Annotated in this window: 20 protein-coding genes; 15 read left to right on the top strand and 5 right to left on the bottom strand. The window is 69.0% G+C overall.

The window, feature by feature from the left end:
• Genes ABZ863_RS02200 through ABZ863_RS02175 form a run of 6 tightly spaced genes read left to right on the top strand, consistent with a single transcriptional unit; the run spans position 1 to position 5,550 of the window.
• Positions 1-246 (top strand): acyl carrier protein, encoded by a 246-nt coding sequence (locus ABZ863_RS02200; RefSeq protein WP_358529945.1) that lies wholly within the window; start codon positions 1-3, stop codon positions 244-246.
• Complete coding sequence (locus ABZ863_RS02195) at positions 239-976, top strand: glucose 1-dehydrogenase (RefSeq protein ID WP_358529942.1); 738 nt, start codon at positions 239-241, stop codon at positions 974-976. The genes ABZ863_RS02200 and ABZ863_RS02195 overlap by 8 nt, the downstream gene beginning before the upstream one ends.
• Positions 973-2,373: an AMP-binding protein gene (locus ABZ863_RS02190; protein WP_358529939.1), complete on the top strand. Its 1,401-nt coding sequence runs from the start codon at positions 973-975 to the stop codon at positions 2,371-2,373. Before ABZ863_RS02195 ends, ABZ863_RS02190 begins: the two co-directional genes overlap by 4 nt.
• Positions 2,370-3,395 carry an acyl-protein synthetase gene (locus ABZ863_RS02185; protein WP_358529936.1) on the top strand — a complete coding sequence of 342 codons (1,026 nt, stop codon included), beginning with the start codon at positions 2,370-2,372 and terminating at the stop codon, positions 3,393-3,395. Before ABZ863_RS02190 ends, ABZ863_RS02185 begins: the two co-directional genes overlap by 4 nt.
• Positions 3,392-4,615, top strand: coding sequence for an acyl-CoA reductase (locus ABZ863_RS02180; RefSeq protein ID WP_358529934.1), 1,224 nt, complete (start codon positions 3,392-3,394; stop codon positions 4,613-4,615). Before ABZ863_RS02185 ends, ABZ863_RS02180 begins: the two co-directional genes overlap by 4 nt.
• A complete protein-coding gene (locus ABZ863_RS02175; protein WP_358529931.1) occupies positions 4,612-5,550 on the top strand; it encodes a lysylphosphatidylglycerol synthase transmembrane domain-containing protein in 939 nt (312 codons plus the stop codon). The genes ABZ863_RS02180 and ABZ863_RS02175 overlap by 4 nt, the downstream gene beginning before the upstream one ends.
• Here the strand turns inward: ABZ863_RS02175 and ABZ863_RS02170 are convergent.
• Positions 5,522-7,462, bottom strand: a complete 1,941-nt coding sequence (locus ABZ863_RS02170) for a DUF6541 family protein (RefSeq protein WP_358529929.1) — start codon at positions 7,460-7,462, stop codon at positions 5,522-5,524. The genes ABZ863_RS02175 and ABZ863_RS02170 overlap by 29 nt on opposite strands.
• Positions 7,463-7,572: 110 nt before the next feature.
• Here ABZ863_RS02170 and ABZ863_RS02165 point away from each other — a divergent pair, with 110 nt between their 5' ends.
• Positions 7,573-9,270, top strand: a complete 1,698-nt coding sequence (locus ABZ863_RS02165; RefSeq protein WP_358529926.1) for a hypothetical protein — start codon at positions 7,573-7,575, stop codon at positions 9,268-9,270.
• Here the strand turns inward: ABZ863_RS02165 and ABZ863_RS02160 are convergent.
• Positions 9,267-10,082 carry an HAD family hydrolase gene (locus ABZ863_RS02160; protein WP_358529924.1) on the bottom strand — a complete coding sequence of 272 codons (816 nt, stop codon included), beginning with the start codon at positions 10,080-10,082 and terminating at the stop codon, positions 9,267-9,269. The two genes, ABZ863_RS02165 and ABZ863_RS02160, sit on opposite strands and share 4 nt — an antisense overlap.
• A gap of 67 nt (positions 10,083-10,149) precedes the next feature.
• On the opposite strand from ABZ863_RS02160, the gene ABZ863_RS02155 reads away from it, so the two are divergent.
• The 4 genes from ABZ863_RS02155 to ABZ863_RS02140 all read left to right on the top strand — a co-directional run bounded on the left by ABZ863_RS02155 (position 10,150) and on the right by ABZ863_RS02140 (position 13,949).
• Complete coding sequence (locus ABZ863_RS02155; protein ID WP_358529922.1) at positions 10,150-11,031, top strand: LLM class flavin-dependent oxidoreductase; 882 nt, start codon at positions 10,150-10,152, stop codon at positions 11,029-11,031.
• A gap of 224 nt (positions 11,032-11,255) precedes the next feature.
• Positions 11,256-12,482 carry a UDP-galactopyranose mutase gene (glf, locus tag ABZ863_RS02150; protein ID WP_358529920.1) on the top strand — a complete coding sequence of 409 codons (1,227 nt, stop codon included), beginning with the start codon at positions 11,256-11,258 and terminating at the stop codon, positions 12,480-12,482.
• Positions 12,475-13,020: a phosphatase PAP2 family protein gene (locus ABZ863_RS02145; protein WP_358529917.1), complete on the top strand. Its 546-nt coding sequence runs from the start codon at positions 12,475-12,477 to the stop codon at positions 13,018-13,020. Before glf ends, ABZ863_RS02145 begins: the two co-directional genes overlap by 8 nt.
• The gene (locus ABZ863_RS02140) at positions 13,017-13,949 is read left to right on the top strand and encodes a decaprenyl-phosphate phosphoribosyltransferase (RefSeq protein WP_358529914.1); all 933 of its coding nucleotides are present in this window, start codon (positions 13,017-13,019) and stop codon (positions 13,947-13,949) included. The genes ABZ863_RS02145 and ABZ863_RS02140 overlap by 4 nt, the downstream gene beginning before the upstream one ends.
• A gap of 127 nt (positions 13,950-14,076) precedes the next feature.
• On the opposite strand, the gene ABZ863_RS02135 is transcribed toward ABZ863_RS02140, so the two are convergent.
• On the bottom strand, positions 14,077-16,890 hold the full coding sequence (locus ABZ863_RS02135) for an arabinosyltransferase domain-containing protein (protein WP_358529912.1): 2,814 nt from the start codon (positions 16,888-16,890) through the stop codon (positions 14,077-14,079).
• A gap of 83 nt (positions 16,891-16,973) precedes the next feature.
• Between ABZ863_RS02135 and ABZ863_RS02130 the strand changes: the two genes are divergently transcribed.
• On the top strand, positions 16,974-18,533 hold the full coding sequence (locus ABZ863_RS02130; RefSeq protein ID WP_358529909.1) for a hypothetical protein: 1,560 nt from the start codon (positions 16,974-16,976) through the stop codon (positions 18,531-18,533).
• A 72-nt stretch (positions 18,534-18,605) separates the two neighbouring features.
• The gene (locus ABZ863_RS02125; protein WP_358529907.1) at positions 18,606-20,759 is read left to right on the top strand and encodes a hypothetical protein; all 2,154 of its coding nucleotides are present in this window, start codon (positions 18,606-18,608) and stop codon (positions 20,757-20,759) included.
• Positions 20,760-20,913: 154 nt separating this feature from the next.
• On the opposite strand, the gene ABZ863_RS02120 is transcribed toward ABZ863_RS02125, so the two are convergent.
• Positions 20,914-21,669 (bottom strand): decaprenylphospho-beta-D-erythro-pentofuranosid-2-ulose 2-reductase, encoded by a 756-nt coding sequence (locus ABZ863_RS02120; RefSeq protein ID WP_358529905.1) that lies wholly within the window; start codon positions 21,667-21,669, stop codon positions 20,914-20,916.
• Positions 21,666-23,027 carry an FAD-binding oxidoreductase gene (locus tag ABZ863_RS02115; RefSeq protein ID WP_358529902.1) on the bottom strand — a complete coding sequence of 454 codons (1,362 nt, stop codon included), beginning with the start codon at positions 23,025-23,027 and terminating at the stop codon, positions 21,666-21,668. Before ABZ863_RS02115 ends, ABZ863_RS02120 begins: the two co-directional genes overlap by 4 nt.
• A gap of 70 nt (positions 23,028-23,097) precedes the next feature.
• Between ABZ863_RS02115 and ABZ863_RS02110 the strand changes: the two genes are divergently transcribed.
• Entirely contained in the window at positions 23,098-23,541 is a 444-nt protein-coding gene (locus tag ABZ863_RS02110; protein WP_358529900.1) for a GtrA family protein, read from the top strand.
• 153 nt (positions 23,542-23,694) lie between these two features.
• On the top strand, positions 23,695-25,647 hold the full coding sequence (locus ABZ863_RS02105; RefSeq protein WP_358529897.1) for a glycosyltransferase: 1,953 nt from the start codon (positions 23,695-23,697) through the stop codon (positions 25,645-25,647).
• Positions 25,648-25,664 lie beyond the last annotated feature (17 nt).

The following is a 25,664-nucleotide window of genomic DNA, read 5'->3' as shown; positions in this document are numbered from 1 at the left end:
ATGACGGAGATCGCTGGCAGGCTCCGCGAGGTTTTCGTGGAAACGCTCGACCTCGGCGCGGACGTCGACGTCGAGAAGCTCGAGTACCGCGGCATCGAGGCGTGGGACTCGGTCGGGCACATGACGCTGGTCGCCGCCATCGAGGACGCCTTCGACGTGCAGTTCGACACCGACCAGGTCATCGACATGAGCAGCTTCAAGGTCGCCCTCGACCTGGTTCGGGAGCTGCTGGCAGCCGATGCGTGATCTATTGGCCGGCAAGGTCGCACTCGTCACCGGTGGCACCCGCGGCATCGGGCTCGCGACGGTGCGGGCGCTGGCCGATGCTGGCGCCACGGTCGTGCTCACCGGCAGGGACGAGGCCACGGCCAAGGATGTGGCCGCCGCGCTCGGCGCCGCCGTGACCGGGCGGGCACTCGACATCACCGACGCGAAGGCGGTGTCGAACGCCGTCCGGGAGGTGACGCGTGAACACGGCAGGCTCGACATCGCGGTCGCCAACGCGGGCGTGCTGGAGGACGCGCTGATCGGCATGATCCGCGAGGACCTCGTCACGACGATGTTGTCCACCAACGTCGCCGGCACGATCCACACCGTGCAGGCCGCGGCGCGGGCCATGATGCGCAGGAAGGCCGGGGCCATCGTGGTGCTCGCCTCGATCGTCGGCGAGCGGGGCAGCGCGGGGCAGACGGCGTACGCGGCATCGAAGGCCGCCGTCGCGAACGTCGCCCGCTCGACCGCCAAGGAACTCGGCCGCTACGGCATCAGAGTGAACGCGGTCGCGCCCGGCGTGATCCAGACAGCCATGACGGCACATCTCGGCGAGGACGTGCTCGCCGAGCGGGTCGGCAGTACGCCGCTCGGCAGGCTCGGCGAGGCCGAGGAGGTCGCCAAGGCCATCCGGTTCCTGGCCAGCGACGAGGCGTCGTTCGTGACAGGTCAGGTGCTCGGCGTCGACGGGGGGCTGGTGCTGTGACCCCGCTGGTGAGCGATGGCGCCCGGCTCGTCGATGTCGTCGGCGAGCGCAGTCTCACGGGCGCCGAGTTGACCGCTGCGATCGAGCGGGTCGCCGCGGAGCTGTCCACGCTGCCCGACGGCGTGGTGTTCGCCCGCACTGGTCTGGACCTATCGAGCGTTCTCGGCTACCTCGGCGCGATCGAGGCGCGGCGCGCCATCGCCCTGCTCGATCCCGTGCTGAAGGGCGAGGTCCTCGAGCGGTTCGTCACGCGGTTCCGGCCCGCGGCCCTGCTCGCCGCACCGGACACCGCGCCGCCACCGGGGTACACCGCGCGGAACGGCCACTGGGTGCGACAGGATTCCGACGGTGTGCATCCGCACCCCGACCTGGCGGTGCTGCTGTCGACCAGCGGCACGACCGGGGCGCCGAAGCTCGTGCGGCTCTCCCGGCAGGCACTGCTCACCAACGCCGAGGCCATCGCGGACGCACTCGCCATTCACCATGGTGAGGTGGCGCCGACCAGCCTCCCGCTGCACTACAGCTTCGGCCTTTCGGTGCTGAACTCCCACCTGGTCCGTGGTGCATCCGTGGTCATCGAGCCGTCCGGCCTCCTGACCCGCGGCTTCTGGAACACGGTCACCGACCATCGCGCGACGTCACTGGCCGGGGTGCCCTACCACTACGAGATGTTGCGGCGGCTCAAGTTCGATCCGCAGCGCTACCCGACATTGCGGACACTGACGCAGGCCGGTGGGCCGCTGCGAACGGAGCTGGTGGCTCACTTCAACGACACGATGCTCGCTGCGGGCGGCCGCATGTTCGTGATGTACGGGCAGACCGAGGCCGCGCCCCGGATGGCGACGGTTCCGGCCGAGCGGCTCGCCGAGAAGCTGGGCTCGGCCGGGGCGGCGCTGCCGGGCGGCGCGTTCACGATCCGCCGCGACGACGGCGAGGAGACCACGCACCCCAAGATCGTCGGCGAGGTGGTCTATCGCGGCCCGAACGTGATGATGGGCTACGCGGAGACCGAGGCAGAGCTCGCGCGCGGCGACGACATCGGCGGCGTGCTGACCACCGGCGACCTCGGTTACCTCGACGAGGAGGGCTTCCTCTACGTCACCGGCAGGCTCAAGCGGATCGGCAAGGTCTTCGGCAACCGGGTCAACCTCGACGATCTGGAGCAGGCGGTGCGAGCGGGCGGCGCCGGGATCGACGTGGTCGCCGCGGTGGCGGGTGACGACCGGATCGTGCTGTTCGCCGAGGGCGCCGGCAGCCAGACCTGCCGCGAGGTGTCGCGGGCACTGGCCGAGCGCATGCACCTGCATGCCAGCGGGTTCGATGTGCGTCCCATCGCCGCGGTACCGCTGTTGTCCAGCGGGAAGGTCGACTACCGCCGGCTGGAGCTGGAGCTGTGACGGGGGAGTCGCTGCTGCCGGAATTGGCGGAGCTGACGGCGCACCACCGGCAACGCTGCCCCGGCTACGACCGCGTCCTCACGGCGCTGGGGGTGTCACACGACGCGGTGTTCGGTGAGATCGCTGAGCTGCCCTGGCTGCCCGTACGGCTGTTCAAGACGCACGAGCTGAAGAGCATCGCCGACGACGAGGTGTTCAAGGTGCTCACCTCGTCCGGCACGACCGGTTCCGGCGCGTCCCGGATCTACCTCGACAGGGCCGCGGCGGCCGAGCAGGCGCGGCGGCTCGCCGCGACAATGCAGGCGGTCCTGGGCAGGCAGCGGCTACCGATGCTCATCGTCGACAGGCCCACCGTGGTGAAGAACCGGCGCTCGTTCTCCGCGCGCGGTGCCGGGGTGCTTGGCATGTCCTCCTTCGGCCGTAAGCACGTCTACGTGCTCGACGAGCACGAGCGGCCTGATCCGGAGGCCGTGCGGGGATTCCTGGCCCGGCACGGGGAAGCACCGTTTCTGATCTTCGGCTTCACCTTCCTGGTCTGGCAGTACCTCTACGAGCTTGCGCGCGAGCACCGGTTCGACCTGTCGAACGGCATCCTCATCCACTCCGGTGGCTGGAAGAAGCTCGCCGACCGCGCGGTTGGCAACGCCGAGTTCCGGCGCCGGTTCGCCGCCGACACCGGTCTGGTCCGCATTCACAACTACTACGGGATGATCGAGCAGATCGGCACGGTGTTTCTGGAAGGGCCATCGGGAGGTTCCCTCTACTGCCCGGACTTCGCCGACGTGGTGATCCGGGACCCGCTGACCTGGCGCGAGCAGCCCGTCGGAACACCCGGGGTGATCCAGGTCGTGAGCACGCTGCCGCGGTCCTACCCCGGGCACGTGCTGCTCACCGAGGACGTCGGTGTCTGCCATGGCATCGATGACGGCGACTGGCCCGGTAAGCGGTTCACCGTGCTCGGCAGGCTGCCGAGGGCCGAGGTCCGCGGCTGTTCCGACACCTTCACCGGCAGGGCGGCATGACCCTCGTCCAACGGTTCCCCGCCGGGGCGCCCGTCGCGCCCGATGCGCTGGTGACGCAGGTACGTGGCGCCGAGTCCCCGCGGGTCGGTGACGAGCGCATTGTGGCTTTCCTGGGGGCGTTCGCGCGCAGGCTGTTGGCGCCGACGTCCGCACGCCGCCATCCCGAGCTGGCCTCGCTCGGCTTCTTCCTCCGGAGCTCCGAGCTTGCTCGGATCACCGCGCCGGGCCCCCGGCTGCGGGTGCCCCGTGGGCTGGTGTTCCACGTGCCACCGGCCAATGTGGACACCGTGTTCGCGTATTCGTGGGCGTTGTCGGCGCTGGCAGGCAACCGCAACATCGTGCGTATCTCACCGCGTGGCGGCGCGGTAGCGGATGCCCTCCTCGCCGTGCTCGGGGACACGCTGTCTGATGTGGATGCCGAAACGGCAGCGCTCGTAGCCGCGACCCAGCGCATGGTCACCTACGACCGCAGCGACGCTGCGGGCACCGCGTTCTCCGCCGCCTGCGACCTGCGGGTGATCTGGGGCGGCGATGCGTCGATCGCCGCGCTGCGCCAGTACCCGCTCGCGCCGCACGCGCGCGACCTGACCTTCCCGGACCGCTCGTCGTTCGCGATCGTGTCCGTCCGGGCATGGCAGACGGCCACACCGGAGGCGCGTGTTCGCGCCGCGGAAGCGTGCTACGCCGATGCGTACTGGTTCGACCAGGCCGCCTGTTCCTCACCACGAGCGATCTTCTGGGTCGGTGATCCGGACGCGGCCGCCGATGCCGCTGCGGAGTTCCGCGCGCTGCTCGCCGGTGTGCTGGAGCGCAAGGCGCATGTGCCCGATCCGGCGATGGCTGTGCAGAAACGGGTATCGGCGTACGGCGCCGCCGCTGACGGTGCCGTACGGGCGCTGAGCTTCACCGGGCCAGGCGACGGAATCGCGATACTCGAGCTCACCGAACCCGCCGCCCTGCCGCGTCGCTGGCTGGGCGCGGGCACGTTCGCACAGACGAGCGTGCGCACGCTGACCGAACTGGTTCCCGTCGTGACCGGCAGGGACCAGACGGTCTGCTATTTCGGCTTCGCCCGCGAGGAGCTGACCGGGTTCGCGCACGCACTTGCCGGACGCGGGGTCGACCGCTTCGTCCCGTTCGGCTCGGCGCTGACGTTCTCCGCGACGTGGGACGGCTACGACCTTTTCGCCGAGTTCACCCGGCTGGTGACCGTCCAATGAGCACACTCGCACTCGACACACCGCGGCGGCCGGTCCGCGCCCGTGTCCTCGACGCCGTTCGCTGGGCCGCGCTCGCCGCAGTGCTGGCCTTCGCCCTGCGCCAGCTGGTGGTGAACTGGCCCGAGTTCTGGCACACCATCACCGCCATCGCGTGGCAGTCGTCCGTGCTGAGCCTTGCCGCGTTGATCGCCAGCATCGCCGTCACCAGCTATGGCTGGCAGGTCATGGTCGACCAGCTCGGCCCGCCCGTCGGGTACCGGAGGGCAGCGCAGATCTGCCTGGTCGGGCAGCTCGGCAAGTACGTGCCCGGCTCGTTGTGGGCCTACCTGCTGCAGATGGAGCTCGGCAGGCGGGCGGGTCTGGCCCGCGCACGGGTGTTCACCGGTTCGCTCGTCCAGTTCGGTGTCGGCCTGGTCGCCGCGCTCGTGTTGTCGCTGCTCGCGTTGCCGATGCTGGGCCAGGACGCCGTGTGGCTACTGGTACTCGTTCCGGCCGGGCTCGCCGCGCTGCACCCTCGGATCCTGACCTGGGGCGCCTCACTGGTACTGCGGGTACTCCGCAGGCCGCCGCTGGGGCAGGCGCTCGGCTGGCCCACGATCGGCCGCGTGTTCGGAGCCGCGCTCGGGGCGTGGACGCTGCAGGGCCTGCACCTGTGGCTGCTGGTCAACTCGGTGGGCGCCCCCGGTGTCGACGGGCTCGTGCTGTGCATTGGCGCCATGGCCATCGCGATGACGGCGGGCACGGTCGCATTCCTGCTGCCCAGCGGCGCCGGCGTGCGGGAACTGGTGCTCGTGGCCGTGCTGACCGCGGGTGGCGTCTCCACCGGGCAGGCGCTGGCGTTCGCGCTCGCCTCACGGGTGATGTTCACCGTGGCCGACCTGGTCACCGCGGGCGGCGCCGCCGCACTCAGCCGAGCTCGCCCGGCTCCGGAATGAGCCGGTACACGGCCGCGTCGGCGTTGCGGTAGACCAGCTCCAGGAACGGCAGCTGGTCCAGACCGATCAGGCCGGTCGCGCGAGGTGCGTTGGCGGGGTAGCCGTGCTGGCCGAGGATCACCCAGCGGACGTTCAGCCTGCGCACGGCCGCCCGCACGTCCACATTGGTCTGGTACTCCCGGAAATAGTTGGCGAGCAGCACGGCGTCCGGCGGCGAGATCGAGCCGTCGAAGTGCGCCGCGACCGAGCGGACCCCGCCGACAGCGTATGTCCACACGGTACCGTCCGTGCGGTCGTTCATCGCCCACTCACCGGGTCCGGCTCGCCTGCCGAGTTCCAGCATCGCCGCCGCCTCGTCCCTGGTCACCGGCAGCACATGCGGGTCGAACGTGTCCTTGTTGCCGAACGTGGGCCCGATGTAGGCGGCGTTGGCGCGCGCGTACAGCCCGCCGCTGCCCACCGCGAACGCCCCCAGTACCAGTGCCGACAGGGCGAAACCGGCCGCCTTTCGCCACGGCAGCACGCCGGAAAGCCGCTCGCGTAGCCATTCCTGTGCCCCGGCGAGACCGTGCGCGGCGAGCACACACAGTGGAACGCTGGCCAGCGCGATGAACCGGTACGGGTCGTCCCACCACGGCCGGGACAGCGCCATCACCAGCGGCGAGTCCGAGGTCGCGACAGCCACGAACAGCGCGCCCGTCAGCACCGCGGTCCCGCCCAGCCAGCGCAACGTACCCAGCCTGCCGAAGAACACCACGCCGAGCAGCACCGCGATCGTCAGCCACACCTGCGGCTGCTCCGTGAAGTGCTGGAACACCAGCAGCGAGCCCAGCGCCTCGGCGACGCTCGCCGTGCTGGGCCAGCCGCGGTACAGGTAGTCGCCGCTCGCGAGTATCAGCGCACCCCACAGGTGTGGCGCGGTGACCAGCGCGCTGAGCACGGCGATCGGCAGGAGGGCGAGCAGGTCTCGCCACACCGGCCGCGCACGGTCGGCGGCGAACCAGCGCTGCAGCAGAACCGGCAGTGCGAACAGGATTCCGCCGAACAGCGTGGAGGTGTGGACGGTCAGCAGCCCGGTCGCTGCGAGGACGAGCAGCAGGCCGGTGTCGGCGGCTGGTCTGGACAGGTAGCGATGCAGTGCCACCGCCCCGATGGGCAGCAGCGCGAGCCCGAGTACATACGGCAGCAGCGGACCGCGCATCGCCTGGTACACCGTGACACTGGAAGCGGCCACCACGAGCGGCACCGTGCCGGCGAGCACTGCACGCCCGCGGAACGCCCGCACGAGCGTGACCAACGACAGGCCCAGCACGCCGGGCAGCAGCACGGTGTTGGCGTTCAGCACGGCCGGGACGGGTGCTCCGGTCACCTGATACACCAACGCGCCGACGAGGTGGTAGGCGTTCGGGTAGAACATGCCGTCGGGGTACCAGTTGAGCGTGCCCATGCCGGTGAGCCCGCCGTCGCCGGTCTCGGCGATGTAGCGGATTCCGTTGGCGTGGAAGACGGCGTCGAAGCCCTGCTGGATCGCGTCCAGCCGTCCGGCGCCGGCGAGCACAGTGGACAGTCCGAGCACAGCACCGAGTAGCACACACCCGGCGACGGCGAGGTTGCCGTAGCGGTCCCACAGCCCGCCGGGTTCCCGCGGTGCCCGCCTGCCGACCGCGAACGCGACGGCGGCGCAGATCAGCACGGCAACGACGAAGGTGCCGAGGTTGAACGGCAGCCCGATCAGCGCGTACCACGGTCCGGCGAGCCCGGCGATCGCGTAGGTCACCAGCGGCGCACTGCCGGCGAGCAGCCAGCCCCGCAGGCCGAGTAGCGCGCCGGCCAGCAGGCCGGGCACGAACACGACGAGCAGGTAGACGGCGATCGTCGCCGCCGAGGCGAACACGCTCATGCTGGTCGGCACGTGATCACCGGGTTGTCTCCTCGTCGTTGGGCACCCCGGCGCGGGCCGGGCTGAGTGGCCTGGTTAGTTTTGCCGCACGAAAGTCCTGGGGTGGGGGCGGGGGTGATCGCATGGTCGCCGTCATGGCGGGCGTGTGGCTTGCGCTGGCCGTCTTCGTCGTCACCGCCTGGCCCCGCCTGATGACGAGCAAGGTGTGGCGGGTGTGCGCGCTGCTGCTGGCGCTGGCACTGTCGTTCGTGCAGCAGCTGCTGTTCTCGACCGTGGCCGAGGATGCCTACATCAGCTTCCGGTACGCCCGCAACATCGCCGACGGCGACGGGCCGGTGTTCAATCCGGGTGAGCGGGTCGAGGGCTACTCGAACTTTTTGTGGACAGTGCTCATCGCGCTGTCGAGGGCGATGTTCGGCTGGGATGTCCAGACCGGTGCCGTCGTGCTCGGCATCGCGTGCACGCTCGGTTGTGTACTGGCGGCGTACTTCCTGGTGAACCGGATCGTTGCGGTGGCGGAACCGGACGGACCGGGGCTGCCGGCGCTCGGTGTGGGCGCCGCCGTTGTCACCGCAGGCGCGAGTTCGCTCGCCGCCTACGGAGCTTCCGGTCTGGAGACCCCGCTCTTCCTGCTGCTGATGCTGTGCATTGGCTACGCGCTCGCGGCAGGAAGGCCGGTGGTGGCGGGGGTGCTGGCGGCATTGGCGATCATGACGCGGCCCGATGGCGTGGTGGTGGCGGTGCTCGCCGGGCTGTGGCTGGTCACCAGCGCGTTGCGGCGCAGGACGACCGCGTGGGCGCCAGCCGGCTACGCGCTCGGTGCGCTGGTGTTGCTGGTTCCGTGGACCGCATGGCGGGTCACCTACTACGGCTACCTGCTGCCGAATGCGGTCGCCGCGAAGTCAGGGGGCTCGCTCGGCTGGCAGCTGCGACAGGGCTGGGACTACCTGACCGGTTTCGCGCAGGTGTACCAGGTCTTCGTGCTGCTGGGTGTGGTGGCGGTGGTGGTGCTGCTCGGCAGCAGGCGCTCGCCGGCGAGCGACACGGCCGCGCGGGCTCGGTCGCTGGTGTGGCTGTTGCTCGAGCTCGCGGTGGTCTATACCGCGTTCGTCGTGGCCGTAGGCGGCGATTGGATGCCCGCGTGGCGGCTGCTCGCACCGGTGCCGCCTCTGCTGGCGATCGCGGCGGCAGCTGCCTACGGGGTGTGGGCCGCCGCGGACACCGCCGGTGCGCCCTCACCGCGGCCACGCGCGCAGCGACTGGCCCAGCGGCGGGCGGTGGGGATCGTGGCGGTCGCCGTGTGCGGGCTCTCGATGGTGGTCTCGGTGACCCATCCGCGGATGCTGCCTGCCATGCACGACTGGCGCGATGCGATCGGCGAGCTCGGTGAGACGGGCAGCTGGCTCGGCGAGCGGCTGCCCGCGGGCACAGTGGTGAGTACCTACGCCAACGGTGCGTTGTCCTACCGGGCCGGCTCGCACCTGGTGCTGGTCGACGTGCTCGGCCTGACCGACGAGCACATCGCACGGCACGGCGAGCGCAGCGAGTCGGCCGGCATGATCGGCCACATCGCCCAGGACTACTCCTACGTCGTGAACGTGCGGATGCCTGCCGTGGCGGTCGACACCGGCGCCGGCTACGCCGAGAAGCAGCACTGCGGCATCAACCCGGCCTTCGCCGGGCTCTACGAGGTGGCGACGTTCCGCCGGGCGGGTCAGGAGCGATGGATCGCGCTGTACCTGCGCCGGGCGCAGGCTCCGGTGCTCATCGAGCTACTCGACGCCGACCCTAGGTTCACCTACGTCGCCTGCCCGCGTTAGAACCAGCGCTCGAGCACCTGGGCGACACCGTCCTCGAAGTGCGGTGCGGTGACCTCGTCTGCCGCGTCGAGCACGACGGGGTGGGCGTTGGCGACAGCGACGCCGTGCCCGGCCCAGCGTAGCATCTCCAGGTCGTTGGGCATGTCACCGAACGCGATCGTGCCATGGGCGCCGACCCCGAACCGCTGCGCGATCTCGGCCAGCCCGGTTCCCTTGGTGACGCCGTGCGCAGCCAGCTCGATGAGGCCGCCACCGGAGGAGAACGTGATGTCGACCGTGCCGTTCAGCACTGTGTGGGCTGCCTGGGCCATCTCGTCCGAGGTCATCTTCGTGTGGCTGACCAGCAGTTTCACCGCGGAGTGCCCGAGCACCTCCGCCCGCGACACCACCGAGCCCTCGTTGCTGCCCCACGGGTTGTGGTACTCGCTCTCGACTACGAAGTTCTTCATGTCGTCGTCGATGGCGTGGGTGCCGATCCGCTCGGAGGCGAGCCGGCAGCCGGGCAGCGCGAACGTCAGCCGGTCGGCGACGTCCCGCAGCATCACCGGGTCGAGCAGCCCGTGCACGTCGACCACCCGATCGGCGCCGATGTCGTAGAGCACCGCGCCGTTGGCGCACACTGCGTAGCCGGTCAGCCCGGCCTGCTCGGCGACCTGCGGAATCCACCGCGGTGGCCGCCCCGTCACCAGTACCACCGGCACGCTCGCGCCGACGGCCCTGGTCACCACGCCGACCGTGCGGTCGGACAGGTGCGTTTCCGTCGACAGCAGCGTGCCGTCGACGTCAGACGCGATGAGCCGGGGTATCTCCACAATTCCAGTTTCCCAGAGCTATGCCCCTGCAGCGCAGTGTCATAGCCCACCGCTAGCGTGTAGCGGCGTGCGTGTTGGCATTGTGATCCTTCCCGAAGACCGCTGGTGGGCGGCCGAGCCCAAATGGCGGGCGGCCGAGGAGTACGGCTTCGACCACGCCTGGACCTATGACCACCTCGGCTGGCGCAACCTGGTCGACGGACCGTGGTTCAACGCGGTGCCCACGCTCAGCGCCGCCGCGATGGTGACCTCCCGTATCCGGCTGGGCACGTTCGTGGCGTCGCCCAATTTCCGGCACCCGGTGCCGTTCATGCGGGAGGTGGTGACGCTCGACGACCTGGCGGACGGGCGGTTCCTCCTCGGCATCGGCGCGGGTGGCGTCGGCTACGACGCGGAGGTACTCGGCGAGCCGGAGCTGACGCCGAGGCAGCGCGCCGACCGGTTCATCGAGTTCACCGAGGCGCTCGACGGTCTGTTGCGGACCGACCGCTTCGGCTACAGCGGCACCTACTACTCCGCGTGCGGCGCCAGGAACCTCCCAGGACCGGTCCAGCGGCCGCGCCCGCCGCTGCTGGTGGCCGCCAACGGTCCGCGCATCATGGGCCTCGCTGCGCGCCTGGGCGACGGCTGGGTGACCACGGGAAAGCCGGCCGAGACGCAGGAGCAGTGGTGGCGCGTCGTCGCGGAGCTGACGGCCCGTTTCGAGGAGGCACTGCAGCAGCACGGCCGCGACCCCGGCCAGGTCGACCGGTACCTGAGTCTCGATGCGGCGCCGGTGTTCTCGCTGTCCAGCAAGGAGGCGTTCGCTGATGCGGCGGGCCGGGCAGGCGAGCTGGGCTTCACCGACATCGTGACCCACTGGCCCCGCGGTGGCAGCCCATACGAGGGACGCGAGACGGTCCTCGAAGAAGTGGTGGACGAACTCCTCCCCGGCCTCCAGAAGGGCTAACCCCGACAAAAAATTAGGCCGAACGGGTGAGTCTGACGGCTCGGGGAACCGATTGCCGGCCCTCCGCGTCGGTCCTGACGCACGGCGTGGGAGACGGCTGACCCGGGGGTGCTGGGGTGCGCTGGCCCTCGTGCGGCAGGCAGGGCGCGAACGGGGGCCGGCTCACCAGGGCCGAAAGGGCCTCGCCGCACGAGGGCCACAGCACGCCGGTAGCCTTTTTGCCCGTGAGCGCGCACACCAATTCAGCAGAGACCACCGGCGGCGAGTTCGCGGGGTACGACCTCATTGTGGTCGGCTCCGGTTTCTTCGGCCTCACCGTTGCCGAACGCGTCGCCAGCCAGCTCGACAAGCGCGTCCTCGTGCTCGAGCGCAGGCATCACATCGGCGGCAATGCCTACTCCGAACCGGAACCCGAGACCGGCATCGAGGTGCACAGCTACGGCGCGCACCTCTTCCACACGTCCAACAAGCGGGTGTGGGACTACGTCAACCAGTTCACCGACTTCACCGGCTACCAGCACCGGGTGTTCGCCAAGTACCAGGGTCAGGTCTACGCGTTCCCGATGAACCTGGCGCTGATCAACCAGTTCTTCGGCAAGTCCCACTCGCCGGACGAGGCCCGCGCCCTGATCGCCGAGCTGTCGAGCGAGATCGACACCAAGGACGCGCAGAACCTCGAGGAGAAGGCCATCTCACTGATCGGCCGTCCCCTGTACGAGGCGTTCGTCCGCGGCTACACGGCAAAGCAGTGGCAGACGGACCCGAAGGAACTTGCGGCGTCGATCATCACGCGGCTGCCGGTCCGCTACGACTTCAACAACCGATACTTCAACGACACCTACGAGGGCCTTCCGGTCGACGGCTACACGGCGTGGCTGGAGAAGATGGCCGACCACCCGAACATCGAGGTCCGCCTCAACGTCGACTACTTCGACGTGCGCGAGCAGATCCCCGCGGGCACGCCGACGGTCTACACCGGACCGCTCGACCGCTACTTCGACTACTCCGAGGGCCGGCTCGGCTGGCGCACGCTCGACTTCGAGCGGGAGGTCGTGCCGACCGGCGACTTCCAGGGCACCCCGGTGATGAACTACAACGACGAGGACGTGCCGTTCACCCGGATCCACGAGTTCCGGCACTTCCACCCGGAGCGCGACAGCTACCCGAAGGACAAGACGGTCATCGTGCGCGAGTTCTCGCGCTTCGCCAACGACGACGACGAGCCGTACTACCCGATCAACACCCCGGACGACCGGGAGAAGCTCGAGCGCTACCGCGAGCTGGCCGCCACCGAGGCCAAGCAGCACAACGTGCTCTTCGGCGGCAGGCTCGGCACCTACAAGTACCTCGACATGCACATGGCGATCGGCTCGGCGCTGTCGGTGTTCGACAACAAGATCGCCCCGCACCTCACCGACGGCGCGCCATTGGACGGGTCCATCGATGCTTGAGAAGAATCCGGAGCAGGTCGAACCGGCTACCGGTGAGCTCGCCGTGCTCGCCGGCGTGCAGAAGGCCATCGCCAGGCCGGCGACGGTGAAGGCCGCGCGCGGCCTTTCCCATTTCGGCGAGCACAGCGCGGGCTGGTTCGCCCTCGGCCTCGTGGGCGCGGCAGTCGACAAGGCCCACCGCAAGGACTGGCTGGCTGCCGCCGCAGGCGTCGTGGGCGCCCACGCCGCCTCCATCGCGGTGAAGCGGGTGGTCCGCCGGGCACGTCCGGACCACCCGAGTGTCAAGGTCGGGGTCGGGACGCCGAGCAAGTTGAGCTTCCCTTCCTCGCACGCCACGTCCACGACAGCGGCGGCGGTGCTGTACTCGGGACTGACCGGGCGTAACCTCGTGCCAGCACTGGTGCCACCGATGCTGGCCTCGCGGCTGGTGCTCGGTGTGCACTACCCGACCGACGTGCTGGCTGGTGCCGCACTGGGTGGCGCGGTCGGTGGCCTCCTGCGCCGCAAGCTGAACTCACGAAAGCGGAAACCACGATGAGTGAGACGACCGAGCGTGCCGATGTGAGCACCAGCGCCCCGACGGGCCGGAAGGGTCCCGTCGGGACCGCCTTCGGTGTGATCAGGACCGCCCGTCCGAGGCAGTGGGTGAAGAACGTTCTCGTTCTCGCCGCACCGTTCACGGCCGGAGAGATCACGAACCTCGGTGTGCTGCGCGACGCGCTGATCGCCTTCGTGGCGTTCTCGCTCGTGGCGTCCTCGGTCTACCTCATCAACGACGCGATCGACGTCGAGGCCGACCGCGCTCACCCGACCAAGCGCAACCGGCCGATCGCGGCCGGGATCGTTCCGATCCCGCTGGCGTATGCCTCAGCGGTCGGGTTCTTCGCCGTCGGCTGCGCGGTGAGCCTGCTCGCCGATTGGCGCCTGCTCATCGTGCTGGCCGTTTACCAGGCCATCCAGCTCGGCTACTGCTTCGGGCTGAAGCACCAGCCGGTGGTGGACCTCGCCATTGTCGGCTCCGGCTTCCTGATGCGGCTGATCGCAGGCGGTGTCGCGACCGGCATCGCGCTGTCGCAGTGGTTCCTGCTGGTCACCGCGTTCGGTTCGCTGTTCATGGTGGCGGGCAAGCGTTACGCCGAGATCATGCTGTTCGAGCGCACCGGGGCCAAGATCCGGTCGTCGCTGAAAAAGTACTCGGCGAGCTACCTGCGGTTCGTGTGGGCGACCTCCGCGGCGATCCTGATCATGTCGTACTCGCTGTGGGCCTTCGAGCAGCAGCAGCGCATGCCCGGCTCGGTGTGGAGCGTCATCTCGATGGTGCCGTTCGTCATCGCCGTGCTGCGTTACGCGGTGGACGTCGACGGCGGCAACGCTGGCGAGCCCGAGGAAATCGCCCTGCGCGACCGGGTCCTGCAGGTCCTCGGCGCTTCCTGGGTCATCACCCTCGTCTGCTCGTACTACCTCTGATCACCTGACTTATCGGCCCCCAAGGCCACCTTGGTCGCGCCCACCCGTCTCCCACCACCACCCAAACGGAGACGCTTCGCGCCGCAGTGTTTGAAAGCTGCAACCAAGGTGGCCTTGGGGGCTTTTCTCACCGCACCGTGTGCGTGATCGTCACCCCGCTCAGCGGCACCGGGTAGTCCAGCCGGAACACGCTGATCGGCTCGAACAGCTTGTCGCCTTCCAGGTACGTCGGCACCGGGGTCTGCGTCCCCAGCTGGTACAGCGGCGCGTACGGGCCACCGGGGCCCGTGAGGAAGGACATTCCAGTGAGCCACCTGAGGTTCGGGCCGGTGGCGAAGCGGTAGCGCACCGGCTGGGTCAGGCCGTCCGCCAGCTGGGCTGACCTGCGGCAGGGCAGCGCGAACGCGTCCACCCAGTCCAGGGCGACCCGCTCCGATGTGGGTACCAGCTCGGTGGTCGGCACCACCTTCGGCAGTCGGGGTGTGCCGACTGCGATCCAGCCGTCGCCGTCGTTGGTGGCGACCACGCGCACGCGAGTGGCACCGTGCGGGTCGAACCGGGCGTCGGACCACTCGCCCTCGTCGTCCAGCCGCACGCGCTCCTCGCGTACCACCTGACCGTCGGAACCGGCGTACTGCACGCTGGCCGACACCGCCCCCGCACCGGCGGCCGGCACGACCAGCGGCGGTGCGTCGGCGGCGCTCGCACCCTCCGGCAGCGTGAACCACCCCGTGGTGAGCGAGCCCGCACTGTCGCTGCCCCACACCGGCGCCGCGGTCGTGCCGTAGGGCGCGAGCGGCCGGGAGTCGTCAGGGAAGCCTCCGTTGACGGTGAAGCCCTCCAGCCGGGCGGGGGCATCCGCCCGCAGCAGACCGGCGCTGATGTCCGGTTCGGCGCGCAGCCAGTCCTCGACTCCGCAGCTGCCTCCGGACAGCGACGCCAGGTTGGCCCGGCCCGTCGTGTAGGTGTCCCAGCGCGGAACCATGGCGTAGGCCATCGTGCCGACCTCGATGGCGACCGTGCCCACCGCCACCACCGCCACGAACCAGCCCGGTTGGCGCAGCAGCCGCCACGCGCCGAACAGCCCGGCGACGGCGATCACGAGGCCCGCCACGAGGGCGATCTCGGAGGCCGTGATGTTACTGATGCCCGGCTCGACAAGGTTCCACTTGACGTCCAGCCCGGAGAGGAACCACCAGCGCAGCGGCGCGGCCAGTCCGATCCACACGGTGACGCCGAGAACCGCCGTGAACAGCGAGCGCTCCCAGTTGCGGCGTAGCGCGCCGCGCACGATGGTGTGCACGAGCACGGCGACAAGTAGGGTGCCGAGCCCCGCGAGCGCGCCGAAATGATGGGTGTACTTGGTGGGAGTGAAGGCGAGCGCGCCGAAGAACAGGGTACTCACCGCGAGTAGCCGAATGGTCGGCTTCGGGGCCACTTTCGGTGTGCGTTTGAAGAGCAGTAGCACGATGAGCGACGCCATGGCCAGCCACATCAGCATGATCGGCAGCCGCCGGTTCAGGCCACCCTGCAGGAAGTCGAACAGGTCTTCGTAACGCCGGCCCTCGTCCAGCACGCTGAACGACGGGCCGATGGCAGTGCGGACCTCAGTCGAATGCAGGACCGCGGCGACGGACTGGTCGTAGAACATGAAAAGCAGCGCGCTGGTGCAGGCGCCGAGTACGACGGCAACCGACATCGCCCCGCGCGCCCACAGCAGCCGCACTATCCGGGGTAGCGCGATGACGAACGGGATCACGGCCGCCACGCCGGTGGGGGTGATCGTCAGCGTGGCGCCCGCGACGACCAGCGCCGTGGCGAGCGGGGCGAGCCCACGGGTGGCGAGCGCTCGTTCCACCAGGGCGAACACCACGAGGGTGCCCAGCACGACCCACGGCTCGGGCCGCAAGCCGATGCCGAAGGTCACGAACCAGATCACGAACACGCCCGCGGCCGCCCAGCGCGCGGTCCGCGCCAGGCCCTTCGCGAACCGCGGTAGCAGCACCCTGTCGATCAGCAGCCAGGACAGCAGCCCCAGCACCAACGAGGGAACGCGCATCCACCAGGCGGCCCCGCTGACATCGGCGAAGGGCCGGTACAACTCGTAGAACCAGCTGAACGGCGACTCCGGTGCGTTGAACCACCGGTAGTAGTTGCCGACGAAGCCGGTGTCGGTGGCCGACTCGATCATCGTGATGATGTAGCCATCGTCCACAGTGGCCGCGCCGATGATCGTCCACGCGAGCAGCGTCACCGTGACGGCGATGTCGGGGCCTTTTGGTCGCCACCAGCCCCTTGGCAGCAGCCGGACGGGCCGGGTCAGCGAGGACTCCCAGCGGCTCAGTAGCAGGAGCATCGCAAGCACGCTGACGATGGCGGTCGCGCCCAGCGCCACCTTGAGTGCGCTCGGGCTCGACTCGTACCGGGTGTCGGGGACGACACTCACCCGCAGATCCGTTTGTCCTTGCAGGTCGGTGAACAATCCGTTGACGACAGGTGTCGTCCTGCTGTGCGCCGCAGGGTCACCGTCGATTCTGACCATGGTGCCGCCCTGACCGGATTGGACAGTCACCGTGCAGTCGCCTGTGGACAGCGGGTGCCTGTCCACCACCGTCTCGTCACCGAGGCTGACGGTGACGGCGCCGTCCTGTGCCAGCACGGTGAGCCCGCCCGAGCTGGGCTGCTCTCCCGCGACCGCGGTGGGTGGCGTGGTCGACAGCACGAGCCCGTTGCCGAGCGTGGCGGCGTCGGCGCACCCGAACGTCGCATCGAGCTGTTCCGGTGTGTAAGGGAAGAGCGGCAGCGCCGTGTTCTGCGCTGTCCCGGCAGTTGGCCATTCGTAGGTCGTGACGTCCTGGCGGACCGGCGCCAACACGAAAAGCACGGCGCTCAGTGCGGTGAGTAGTCCCAGCCCAGCGATTGTCCAACGGGGAGAAGGCACCGTTGGACCTTAGAGAAGGTCGAAGACACAGCCAGCGGCGGGCAACTGTAGTGTCGCAATTCTTCGTTGACGAGTTGTGCCTCATGATCGAATCCGAGTGGGATGCGATGCGTTTTCGCCTGAGCAGAGAGACGTTGCTGACGGTCTCCGCGGCAATGGTTCTCGGTGCTGCCCTTTTCCTCGTGGTGAAGGACAGCCTCACCGACGATGCGTACATCACGCTCGCCTATGCGAAGAACCTCGCGACACATGGTGAATGGGGCCTCGTGCCTGGTTCGCCCGCCAACTCCGCGACGTCTCCGTTGAACATCCTGCTGCTCGGCGGCCTGACCGCGCTGACGCGGCTCTTCGGCAGTGCGCAGCCAGTGCTGGCGCTCGGTGTGCTCAACGTCCTCGCCAGCGGCACACTCGGCTGGGCGTGGGCTCGCCTGATCCGCACGTACCGGCTGCCCCTCGCCGTCGGCCTGCTGGGCCTGCTGGTGGTGCTGGTCAACCCGTTCGTGCTGTCCGCGATCGGCCTCGAGGTGCTGCTGATTCCGGCGGTGCTGATGCTGCTGACCGTTTTCGCCGTGGAGGGCCGTCCCGTCTGGTTCGGGGTCGCGGCGGGACTGGCGGTACTGACCAGGCTGGACCTCATCGTCTTCGTGCTGGTGATCGCGATCTGCACGCCCGCCATCCGGCGGAAGCTGCTACCCGCCGCACTCGTGACCATCGCGGTGGCGGGTCCCTGGTACGTGTTCAGCTGGTTCGCCTTCGGTTCCGCCGTGCCGGACACGCTGGTGATCAAGCAGTCGCAGGACGGGCTTTTCGGCCGCTGGGACTACCTCACCGGCCCGATGATGTACTACTTCGGCCAGAAGGCCGCGGTCACCTTCACCTTCGGGATCGCGTTGCTGGGGCTCGTGGTCCTGATCGCGTTGCTGGCGGTGCGTTTCGGTGCACGATGGACGGTCTTTCCGCCCGTCGCCGCCATCGCTGGGCTCGGCATCGGCGGTGTCGCCTACTACGTCGCCTATTCACTGCTCGGTGTCGGCCCCTACCACTGGTACTACGTGGCCCCGACGACGGCGCTCGCCTCGTTCGCCGTGCTGGCGCTCGGCGTGTGGTTCGTCCGCGCCCGTCAGGACGGGCGGTTGCGTGTGGGCACGCCCAGCGTGGCGCTCGGGCTCGTGGTCGTGCTGGCACTCGGCACGGTGTACGTCGACGCCCGGCGCGGCGTGCCGTGGAAGTCCCCGGTGATCTTCGGTAACTGGGCGAGCTCCCAGGACTATGCGCGAGTCGGCATGGAGCTGGGCAAGCGGCTGAACGGTGCCACCGTCCTCGCCCCCGGCGAGATCGGCACGCTCGCCTACTACTGCGAGTGTTCCATCGTCGACGTGTTCTCCGACCGCGGGCGTGTGGTCGACCTGATCGACCAACGGATCGACGAAGCAGGGCCCGCCACGGCGGGGCTCCTGCGCTTCAACTACCTGTGGTTCGACTACAACCGTGCGCCACGCCCGCTCAGCTACCGCCTGCTGTACGACCGCGGCCCTGGCAGCGGACCCGATACCTGGCAGGTCTACTCGGCAGCACGGGGCATCGGTCACTTCACGCTGGTCCCTGTGCCACCGCAGGACGCAGAGCAGAGCGGCACACCGTAGCGCGTCACCCACCCGCTCGCGGCGCGCGTCTGGTAGGTAGCTTGGGTCCACATGCCGGACGTGCAGGGAGACATGACGACAACAGCCGACACGGACACCGAGCACGTGGCCAGCGACGGCGCGGAAGTGCGGCAGCCGCAGCGGCAGGGTAGACGCCGCCGCGCCCTGCTCGCGCGGCGTGACCCGCTGGCTTGGGCGGTCGGTGGGCTGTCGCTGGTGCTGGGCGTCGTGTTCGTTCTCGTCGACCTGGGCTACAACCAGGGGCACCTCATCGCCCCGCTCGACGACGTGTACATCCACCTGCAGTACGGCAAGCAGCTCGGCGAGGGCCACTTCTTCCAGTACAACACCGGCGACCCGGTCAGCACCGGAGCAAGCAGCCTGCTCTACGCGTTCGTGCTGGGGGGCGGTTACGCGATCGGGTTCAAGGGCGGCATGTTCCTGGTGTTCGCCGTCGCGTTCGGCGTCGTGTGCATGGCGATCACCGCAGGTCTCACCTACCACGTGGGCCGGGCGCTGGTCAGTCGCGCGGTCGGGGTGTGGGCCGGTGTGCTCGTCGCGGTCAGCGGGCCACTGCTGTGGGGCGCGGCCAGTGGTATGGAGGTCGGCCTCACGGCGCTGCTGGTCATGGCCTCGGTGCTGGCCTTCGTGCGCGAGCGGCCCCGGTTGAGCTTTGTCCGGACCCCGATCGTCGCTGCTCTGCTGGCGCTGGTGCGGCCGGAGGGGCTCATCTTCGCCGTCATGCTGTGCGGCGCGATGCTGTGGACGTTGCTGGCCGCGCGGCGGCAGGCAACCCGGATTCTCCCGCGTGTGCTGCTGTCCCTGTTGCCGCTGGCTGCCGCGGCCCTTCAGTACGTTTTCTACTGGCTGGCCACAGGGACCTTCAGCGCCAACGGCGTGCAGTCCAAGTCATTCCTCTACGACGAGCCCGTGTTCTATCTCGGTGACTTCGTCGACCGCACGATCGCCAACGTGCGCGGCGCCATCGACTTCTTCAACGGGATGAACGGCCAGGACTTCGCGTTCCCCGGCATGCTCGTGGTGTTCCTCGGTGGCTTGACCTACCTGCTGCTGACCAGGCGAGAGTGGCGGCCGCTGTTCGTCGCGATCGGGCTCGGTTTCGGCGCCGTCGTGGCGTCGGTGTCGACGCTGTCCACCGCGCTGATCCACGAGCTGCGGTACTTCCACCCGTTCATGCCGCTGTACATCCTGGTCGCGGTGTGCGGGGTGTACGGGCTCACCCGCCTGGTGGCCCGCGAGCGGCCACGGCGGGTAGCGCTACACGCCTCGCTCGTCGCCGTGCTGCTGTTCTCCCTGGTCGCCCTGCCGACGTGGGCGGTGCGGCTGGGGCGGGAGGCAGCGACCATCCGGGACACCGACGTGTCACTGGGGGAGTGGATCAACGGCAACCTGCCTGCCGATGCCGTCGTCGGTGTGAAGGATGTCGGTGCGACCGCGTACTTCGGCAACCGGAAGGTCATCGACACGATCGGGCTGGCGACCAACGGCCTCGCCGAGGCCAGCAACAACGGCGCCGGGGCGCTCTACGAGGCGCTGCGCCGGCTCCCGCCCGGTGACCGGCCCGACTACTTCGCTGTGTACGAGCCGCAGCCGGGCGCGCCCATGCAGCCGCTCGTGGACGCCGGGGTTCTGGGCCTGCAGCCGATCCAGAGGCTTCCGGTGCGCGCTCCGCTGGACCTCACCGGGCGCCGCATCGTGCCGTTCGACGAGCTACTGGTGTACGAAGCGCATTGGGAGCTCGCCGGCAGTGGTATGGCGTGCCCGGTGCCGGGTGAGGTCAGGGACTACCTCAACGTGGGCGACCTGCACAGCGAGGAGCAGCACGGCTACCAGGCCCGCATGTCGCAGCCGGGGCTGCAGCCCGAAAGCCTGCTGCGCAGGCAGGATGACGTGATCGACAGCGGCAGGGTGATCGTCGGCGGCGAGACCTTCACGGCGCACAACCTGCGGCCGGGTGAACCACTGCAGATCACCGGACGCATTCTCGCGCCCGGCAGCGAGCGTCAGGTCCGGGTGCTGGTGAACGGCCGCGATGTCGGCATGTGGAACTTCGGGGAGCGAACCGAGGGGTGGACGGTGCAGTCGTTCACCGTGCCAGGTGACGCGGTGACCTCGTCGACGGTCTCGGTGGAGCTCGCACCGGCGCGCCCGCTGCTGAGCCCGTACCCCGAATACACCTCGTTCGGCTACTGGTTCATCCAGTAACCCGCGAGTCCCCCGCCCAGGCGCGCGAGTCCCCCGCTCGGGCATGCGAGTTGCCCGTTCCGGTGCGCGAGTCCCCCGCTCGGGCACGCGAGTTGCCCGCGCCGGTGCGCGAGTCCCCCGCTCGGGCATGCGAGTTGCCCGCGCCGGTGCGCGCTTAGATCGGCAGCTTCCGGAAGATCGGCCGGGGCACGTGCCGGAGGGCCGACATCACGTACCGGAACGTCGACGGCGCCCATACCAGGTCCTTGCCGGCGTGCACCGCGTTCACCGCGATCTCGGCGACCTGCTCGGCGGTCTGCTCCAGCGGAGCCTTGCCCATGCCCGCGGTCATCTTGGTGCTTACCTGACCGGGCCGTACAACGGTGACCTGCACGCCAAAGGGCGCCAGCGCCTCACCGAGGCCGAGGTAGAAGCCGTCGAAGCCGGCCTTGGTCGAGCCGTACATGAAGTTCGAGCGGCGCACACGCTCACCGGCCACCGAGGACAGCGCGATGACCGCACCGTGCGCCTGTTGCTTGAGCTTGTCCGCGAGAGCGACACCCACCGACACGGCGCCGGTGTAGTTCACGGTCGCGAGTTCGACGGCCTTGGCGTGGTCCTGCCACACCTGCTCGGCGTCACCGAGCAGGCCGAACGCCACCACCGTGACGTCGATGTCGCCGCCGGAGAATGCCTTGTCCAGCACGGCAGGGTGCGACACGGTGTCCGCGGCATCGAAGTCCACAGTAGACACATCGGCGCCGGCCTCGCGCAGGCGGTCGGCCGCCGCGTCGAGCCGCGGCGAGGGCCGTGCCGCCAGCACGATCCGCAATGGACGCTGGGAAAGGTACTTCTCGGCGATCGCCAGCGCGATATCCGAGGTTCCGCCGAAGAGCAGCAGCGACTGGGGGTTGCCCACCGCGTCGATCACAGTTCCAGCCTCCTGGCCATGTCCGAGATGAAAATGCCATTGGGGTCGACAGAGTGCCGGACCTTGCGCCACTCGTCGAGCCGGGGATACATGCGGTGGAAAGTTTCCGGCGAGGTCCGCGAATCCTTGGCGGTATAGAGCCTGCCGCCCGCGGCCAGCACATCGGCGTCAAGCTCGTTGCAGAACTGGCTGAGCCCGTGCTTGATCGGGAAGTCCACACTCAGCATCCAGCCAGGCGTCGGCCAGGACAGCGGCGCCTGGTTGGCCTCGCCCATACGCTTGACGACGTTGAGAAAGGAGTAGTGCCCGGAGTTCGCGATCTTGCGGCACAAGGCTTTCAGCGCGTCCTCGCCGCCGAAAGGCACCGAGAACTGGTACTGCAGGAAACCGTCCGAACCGTAGCCGCGGTTCCACTCACTCAGCATGTCGAGCGGGTGGTAGAACTGCGTGAGGTTCTGGATCTTGCCGCGTGCGCCCTTCTTCGGCACCGTGTGGTGCCACAACTCTCCGAGCATCGTCGTCGTGAGCTTGTTGACGAGCTTGTTGGGAAAGACGTCCGGGATGGTCATGAGCACGGGGGCGTCGAACTTCAGCGGGTTCGTGCGCAGGTTGTCGGGCAGCTGGTCCAGGGAGGCCAGTGAGCCGCGGGAGAACGTGGCGCGGCCCAGCCTGCCGTCCCGGGAGATCAGGTCCGGCACCGCCATCGAGTAGTCGTAGTTCAGATCGGAGCCGTTGGTGAACAGCTCCAGCGTCTCGTCCAGGTTCGAGGTGCGGTCGGCATCCACGATGAAGTACGCGGATTCGGTCTTCTTCATCCGGACCGTGGCGCGGACGATGATGCCGGTGAGGCCGATACCGCCCACCGTGGCCCAGAACAGCTCCGACTCGGGGCCCTCGGGAGTCAGCGTGCGGACCGTCCCGTCGGCGGTGAGCAGGTCCATCGACAGCACGTGGTTGCCGAAGCTGCCCGCGCTGTGGTGGTTCTTGCCATGGATGTCGTTGGCGATCGCGCCACCGATGGTCACCTGGCGCGTTCCCGGTAGCACCGGCACCCAGAGCCCGTGCGGCAGAGCCGCGCGCATGAGGGCGTCCAGGCTCACCCCGGCGTCCATGTCGACGGCGCCACTGTCCGGATCGATCGAGTGAATCCGGTCCAGCGCGGTCATGTCGACGACCAGACCACCGGCGTTCTGTGCCGGGTCGCCGTAGGAGCGGCCGAGCCCGCGGGCGATGACGCCGCGTTCGCCGGCTTCGGTGACCGCCCGCGCGATCACCTCGACATCGGGGGTGCTCAGTATGTTCGCGATCGTCGGGGCCGTGCGACCCCATCCGGTGAGTGTCCGGCGTTCAGTGCTCACCCTGACCAGAGTAGCGATGCCCGTATGCGAGACTCGGATGGGACAGATCCCCGGCCGGCGAGGTGACGCAGTGGTGGCGATGGATTCCCAGGCGAGTGAACAGGTCCGGCCTGCTTCGCCGGGCCTGCTGGCACAACTCGTTCGGTTCGGACTGATCGGCGGTTTCTGCGCGCTGGTCGACTCGGGCATCTACTGGTTGCTGCTGCAGGCAGGCACCTGGGTGCACCTCGCCAAGGCAATCAGTTTCATTGCCGGAACAACGACGGCATATTTTCTTAACCGCCGCTTCACCTTTGCGTCCGCGCGCCAGGGCGGCGCCAGCCAGGTGGGCGGTTTCATGCTGCTTTACACGGTGACGTTCTTCGTCAACGTGGGGACGAACGCGCTCGCGCTGGCGACGCTGCCCGATTTCTCCTGGCGTGTCGCGCTTTCCTGGATCATCGCGCAGGGCACGGCCACCACGATCAATTTCGTGATGTTGAAGTGGGTCGTGTTCCGTGAGCCGCGTGCATGAACGTCGCACGGTCACAACCCGCGCAGTGTATTTTCCTGGCATTGGGGGCCGCCTCGCTACCGCATTGGTCGGGTGGCAACAGGGGCTCGGGTAGGCCATGTACCTTACTCACCAGCCCCCCGCGTGAATGTTTTTCTTGGAGGACTGAGGTTCATGCCCGGTAAAGCTGCATCGGCCACCGCACGGCAGCCGGCCGCCGTCGACACGGCCCCGGTGACCGCGCCGGCAGGAGAAGGGCAGGCATTGTTCTCCGAGCACGCGCCGGCCGGCAGGCTGCTCGCGCAGCGTGGCCTTTTTGCGGGCCCGTCCGATGTGGTGAGTAAGGATCTCTACTCCGAGATCGTGGAGGGCGTCGCGTCGCGCGACAGGCTCAGCGTGACCCTCGAGCCGTCGGCGAGGGTGTCCGGCAACACGTACTTCGGACGCTTCCCCGCGAGCTATTGGCAGCGCTGGACCACGGTCAAGACCGTGACCGTCGAGGCCCGCGTCAGCGGTGCAGGCCACCTCGCAGTGCGGGCTTCCGACGTCGAAGGCGAGCCGCGCACCATCGCCGCGCGCACCGTCGCCGACACCACCGAGCCGATCACCGTGGCGCTCGAGGCCAAGCTCGACAAGTTCTTCGACGGCGGCGCGCTGTGGCTGGACGCCGAGACGGAGGCCGGTCAATGGCTGACCGTCTCCGACGTGCGCTGGACCGTCGAACCTCCGACGAAGATCCGGCCGACCGCGGTGACCATCTGCACGATGAACCGTGCCGACGACTGCCTTGCCAACCTGCGGGCACTCGCCGAGTCGCTGCCCGCCCTGGACACGCTCGACGCGATCTACGTCGCCGACCAGGGCACCGACACTGTCGACTCGCGGGACGGTTTCGCCGAGGTCGCCAAGCGGCTGGGCGCGAAGCTGCGTTACATCAAGCAGCCGAACCTCGGCGGCGCGGGCGGCTTCACCCGTGGCCTGTACGAAGTGGCCGGGCACACCGAGACCGAGCACGCGAACGTGCTGTTCATGGATGACGACGTGCTGCTGGAGCCCGACCTGGTGATCCGGCTGACCGCGTTCTCCAACCGTGCGGCCAACCCGATGATCGTCGGGGGGCAGATGCTCAACCTGCTGCACCCCAACCAGCTGCACGTCGGCGCCGAGTACGCCCGGCTGAACACGCTCGAGCCAGGGCAGGCGGTGCCGCACAGCCTGAACACCGCCGACCTGCTCGGCGTGGACCAGGAGACCGGCAAGCCCAACCGGCAGGAGCGGAGGCTCGACGCCGGGTACAACGGCTGGTGGTCGTGCCTGATCCCGTACGAGGTGGTCAAGGAGATCGGCTATCCGATGCCGTTCTTCTTCCAGTGGGACGACGCCGAGTACAGCTACCGGGCACGGGCGCACGGCTTCCCCACCGTCACGCTTCCCGGAGCCGGTGTGTGGCACGCCGACTTCCACTGGAAGGACTGGGACGAGTGGCACCGCTACTTCAACCTGCGTAACTCGATCATCACGGCCGCCCTGCACAGCCCGTTCGACCTGACCGTGCTGTCCCGGGTCCTGATGGCCCAGCTGGTGCGTTACCTGCTCGGCATGCAGTACGGGTTGTCGGCCACACTCATCAAGGCCGTCGAGGACTTCCTCGAAGGTCCGGACATCCTGCGCGACGGCGGTGTCGCCGCGATGAAGGAGATCCGGGAGATCCGGGCGCAGTACCCCGAGACGAAGCGGCACGCGGCCACCGAGGTGCCCGGCATCGCCTCCAACGACATCAGCATCATCAACACGGCGCCGCGGCCCAGCATGCAGCGTGCCGTGCTGCTCAAGCGCCTCCTGCACCGGTTGCTCGGCAAACACAGGTACGCCCTCGGTGCCATTCCGAGCGACGAGGCCCACTGGTGGCACGTGTCGCTGTTCGAGACCGCGATCGTCACCGACGCCTCGCAGGAGGGCGTGCGTGTCCGCCGGTACGACCGCGATCGGATGTTCGACCTCGCGAAGCGCGGTGTGAAGGTGGTCAACCGGCTGCGCAAGGAAGGTCGTGGCGTGCAGGCGCAGTACCAGCGCGCCATGCCCGAGTTGACCAGCAGGGAGAACTGGACGCGCCTGTACGGGCTGTGACTGGGTTCGGCCTGCCG

Source organism: Saccharomonospora sp. NPDC046836, assembly GCF_040645195.1.
Lineage (GTDB): Bacteria > Actinomycetota > Actinomycetes > Mycobacteriales > Pseudonocardiaceae > Prauserella_A.
This window is presented reverse-complemented; position numbering and strand designations above follow the sequence as displayed.

What these genes read in the sequence shown, in the direction of transcription:
- ABZ863_RS02200 (WP_358529945.1), top strand. Translation starts at nt 1, where the DNA reads ATGACGGAGATCGCTGGCAGGCTCCGCGAGGTTTTCGTGGAAACGCTC.
- ABZ863_RS02195 (WP_358529942.1), top strand. Translation starts at nt 239, where the DNA reads ATGCGTGATCTATTGGCCGGCAAGGTCGCACTCGTCACCGGTGGCACC.
- ABZ863_RS02180 (WP_358529934.1), top strand. Translation starts at nt 3,392, where the DNA reads ATGACCCTCGTCCAACGGTTCCCCGCCGGGGCGCCCGTCGCGCCCGAT.
- ABZ863_RS02175 (WP_358529931.1), top strand. Translation starts at nt 4,612, where the DNA reads ATGAGCACACTCGCACTCGACACACCGCGGCGGCCGGTCCGCGCCCGT.
- ABZ863_RS02165 (WP_358529926.1), top strand. Translation starts at nt 7,573, where the DNA reads ATGGTCGCCGTCATGGCGGGCGTGTGGCTTGCGCTGGCCGTCTTCGTC.
- ABZ863_RS02145 (WP_358529917.1), top strand. Translation starts at nt 12,475, where the DNA reads ATGCTTGAGAAGAATCCGGAGCAGGTCGAACCGGCTACCGGTGAGCTC.
- ABZ863_RS02140 (WP_358529914.1), top strand. Translation starts at nt 13,017, where the DNA reads ATGAGTGAGACGACCGAGCGTGCCGATGTGAGCACCAGCGCCCCGACG.
- ABZ863_RS02130 (WP_358529909.1), top strand. Translation starts at nt 16,974, where the DNA reads ATGATCGAATCCGAGTGGGATGCGATGCGTTTTCGCCTGAGCAGAGAG.
- ABZ863_RS02125 (WP_358529907.1), top strand. Translation starts at nt 18,606, where the DNA reads ATGACGACAACAGCCGACACGGACACCGAGCACGTGGCCAGCGACGGC.
- ABZ863_RS02105 (WP_358529897.1), top strand. Translation starts at nt 23,695, where the DNA reads ATGCCCGGTAAAGCTGCATCGGCCACCGCACGGCAGCCGGCCGCCGTC.